This is a genomic window from Pseudomonas sp. K5002, from assembly GCF_013386655.1.
GTDB lineage: Bacteria > Pseudomonadota > Gammaproteobacteria > Pseudomonadales > Pseudomonadaceae > Aquipseudomonas.
The window spans coordinates 1-2,488 of record NZ_JACARK010000832.1; the positions used below are offsets into that span (position 1 = coordinate 1).

At 59.5% G+C, this 2,488-nt stretch carries 4 protein-coding genes and 1 pseudogene; 3 read left to right on the forward strand and 2 right to left on the reverse strand.

The annotated features are described in order from the left end of the window. Both HX846_RS29435 and HX846_RS29440 read left to right on the forward strand, forming a co-directional pair. On the forward strand, positions 1-250 hold a 250-nt coding region (locus HX846_RS29435), incomplete at its 5' end, for a chloride channel protein (protein ID WP_178966711.1). Between the two features lie 87 nt (positions 251-337). Continuing rightward, complete coding sequence (locus tag HX846_RS29440; RefSeq protein ID WP_008430812.1) at positions 338-892, forward strand: UPF0149 family protein; 555 nt, start codon at positions 338-340, stop codon at positions 890-892. 133 nt (positions 893-1,025) lie between these two features. Here HX846_RS29440 and HX846_RS29445 read toward each other — a convergent pair whose 3' ends face one another. After that, positions 1,026-1,655 carry a lytic polysaccharide monooxygenase auxiliary activity family 9 protein gene (locus HX846_RS29445; protein WP_134326714.1) on the reverse strand — a complete coding sequence of 210 codons (630 nt, stop codon included), beginning with the start codon at positions 1,653-1,655 and terminating at the stop codon, positions 1,026-1,028. A gap of 212 nt (positions 1,656-1,867) precedes the next feature. Then, positions 1,868-2,221 carry a DUF1428 domain-containing protein gene (locus HX846_RS29450; RefSeq protein ID WP_008430817.1) on the reverse strand — a complete coding sequence of 118 codons (354 nt, stop codon included), beginning with the start codon at positions 2,219-2,221 and terminating at the stop codon, positions 1,868-1,870. Positions 2,222-2,395: 174 nt separating this feature from the next. Here HX846_RS29450 and HX846_RS29455 point away from each other — a divergent pair. After that, a pseudogene (locus HX846_RS29455) lies at positions 2,396-2,488 on the forward strand (isocitrate lyase/phosphoenolpyruvate mutase family protein); the annotation flags it as partial.

Genomic DNA, 2,488 nt, shown 5'->3' on the forward strand with positions numbered 1-2,488 from the left:
CAACGGCGCCCTGCTCGCCATCATCCTCGGCGGCGCCTGGAGCCTGTTGTGGCCCGGCGTGCCGCTGGGGGCTTTCGCGATCATCGGTGCGGCGGCGTTCCTGGCATCGAGCATGAGCATGCCGTTGACGGCAATCGTGCTGGTGGCGGAATTCACCCGCATCGACCATGACTTCCTGGTGCCGATCATTCTCGCGGTGGCAGGTTCGATGTGCATGAGCAAGCTGTGCGTCCTGTGGGAAAAGCGTTGAAGAAGCTGGATTAAAACCCCGACACGCGCCATCCTCCGCGCTTTAAGCCGCCCCATCAGCGGCGTTCCACGCACAAAGGATATGCCCATGCACGACCAACCCCTCGCCCCCGCCGATTTCGAGTTCATCGACGACACCCTGCTCAAGTACGGCGACGACCACTCGGTGCTGAACCTGGCCGAGCTCGACGGTTACTTCACCGCCCTGGTTTCAAGCCCCGCGCAGGTGGAGGTTGCCGAATGGTTCCCCGGTATCTTTGGTGGGCAGAACCCGGATTGGGAAAGCCCGGAAGAAGCTGGCCAGTTCCTTGAACTGTGCGTGCGCCATATGAACGCCATTGCCACGCAACTGGCGACCGACGCCCAGGGTTTCAAGGCACGTTTCGAGGAAACCGAGCATCAGGACCAGCCACTGACCCTGGCGGAAGAATGGTGCTTTGGTTATATCCGTGGCGCCGCTATCGGCAACTGGCCAGAGCTGCCTGCCGAACAGGCCGGGCAACTGGAAAAGATTTCCTGGTGCGCCGAGCAGGACAACTTTGAACTGCCGGCAGACCTGGATGTAAATGCCCATCAGCAACGGGTAGCCGCTATCGAACCGGCCGCCCGTGCGTTGCACGACTACTGGTTGGCCCAGCGCTGAACGCAACACCTGTGGCGAGGGAGCTTGCTCCCGCTGGGGTGCGAAGCGCCCCCGATTTTTAGGGCTGCTTCGCAGCCCAGCGGGAGCAAGCTCCCTCGCCACATTTATGTTGTTCCTCCAGGTTCAGTTGCCGCTAGTTGAAATCGACGTCAAACGCCTGATAGAACGCATTGCCGGTGTTGGCCACGATCCACATCAACACCAGCACATGTCGGCCCTTCTTGCCCTTGGGCAATGTCACTTGATGTTCAACCTTGGCCTTCAGTTCAGCCGAGTGCTGGTAGTACGGCACCTGGGTGTAGAAGTCCTCGAAGAACGGCTTGGGCTCCAGTTGAGCACGGCTGATGCGTTGCTTGGGGTCCCAACCGTCCCGGGTGATCAACCAGCGATAGCCACGGGTCACGTGCGCGGCGGTGTAATCCCACTGCACCTTGAACACCTGGCCGGCTTCAACATTCAACAACGGCCAGTTAAACGGAGTGTTGAGCTTTTTAGCCATTTCTTCGTCGGTGAAGTTCACACAGTCGCGGGCATCGGTCTTGCCGCCGCTGAGGATGTGCCCGTCGGCGGGCGGCGTGACGCTTTGATCGTCGGTTTCGTAAGGCGCCGGAAACGGCCCGGCGTTGAGGGCCGGGAAGTTCTTGCCGCCTTCCATTTCGTTGACTTGCCAGTTTTCCAGCAGGCCACGCTCTACCGCCACCGAGCCACGACTGGCGGGTGTCACGACGCGACCATGCCTGAGTTGAGTCTGGGGTTTGTTCATTTCAGTCACTCCTTGATTGAAGACTTCCCCTCATGGGAAGCGCCTTGAACTTAGCCCACCTCGCCGGGTTGTCTACCCGACGTTTCTGTCAGACAAATCGCGTCAAGTCCTTGTTTTGCAGAGTTTTCGCACTGGTCTTGCACCAGAGTTATCGTCGGTCCTACCCTGCGACAGGCGATCGGACTACAGCCGCCGTCCATGAACGCCTGGCCTCAGGTGTTGAGGATCATCTCAAATCCGCCATAGATCATCCGTTGCCCATCAAACGGCATCGGATTGACGTCTGCCTTCAGGCGCGGGTCTTCCATCACCTTGCTCATCCCGGCGTCACGCACCTGCCGCGACGGCCAGACGATCCAGGAAAACACCACGGTTTCATCCTCCTTGAGCTTGACCGCCATGGGAAACGAGGTCACCTGCCCCTGAGGTACATCATCGCCCCAGCACTCGATGATATTCAGCGCACCATGTTCCTTGAACACCACGGCGGCGGCCTTGGCGTGCTGGATGAATTGTTCGCGTTTTGCGGTGGGCACCGCGATCACACAGCCATCTACGTAAGACATGATCACTCTCCTGATTCGACGGGTTGTTCTGCCTGTAGTCGATCCATCAGGCGCTCAATCGACATCAACGTGGGAAATGTCGACCAGTGGTGTGTTATCGATTGCGATGCCGGGCCGATTCTTGATATGACAGGCGCCTTCAACAACAAAGCCCACTCAAAGGACTGACCCGCCATGACCGCCCACGCCACCGCCTTCCACGCCCTGCACCACGCCCAATTGCTGATCCTGCCCAACGTTGCCGATGCCGGCGGTGCGCGCCTGGTG

Excerpts from the sequence above, each read along its gene's own strand:
- HX846_RS29440 (WP_008430812.1), top strand. The coding sequence starts at position 338 with ATGCACGACCAACCCCTCGCCCCCGCCGATTTCGAGTTCATCGACGAC.
- HX846_RS29445 (WP_134326714.1), bottom strand. The coding sequence starts at position 1,655 with ATGAACAAACCCCAGACTCAACTCAGGCATGGTCGCGTCGTGACACCC.
- HX846_RS29450 (WP_008430817.1), bottom strand. The coding sequence starts at position 2,221 with ATGTCTTACGTAGATGGCTGTGTGATCGCGGTGCCCACCGCAAAACGC.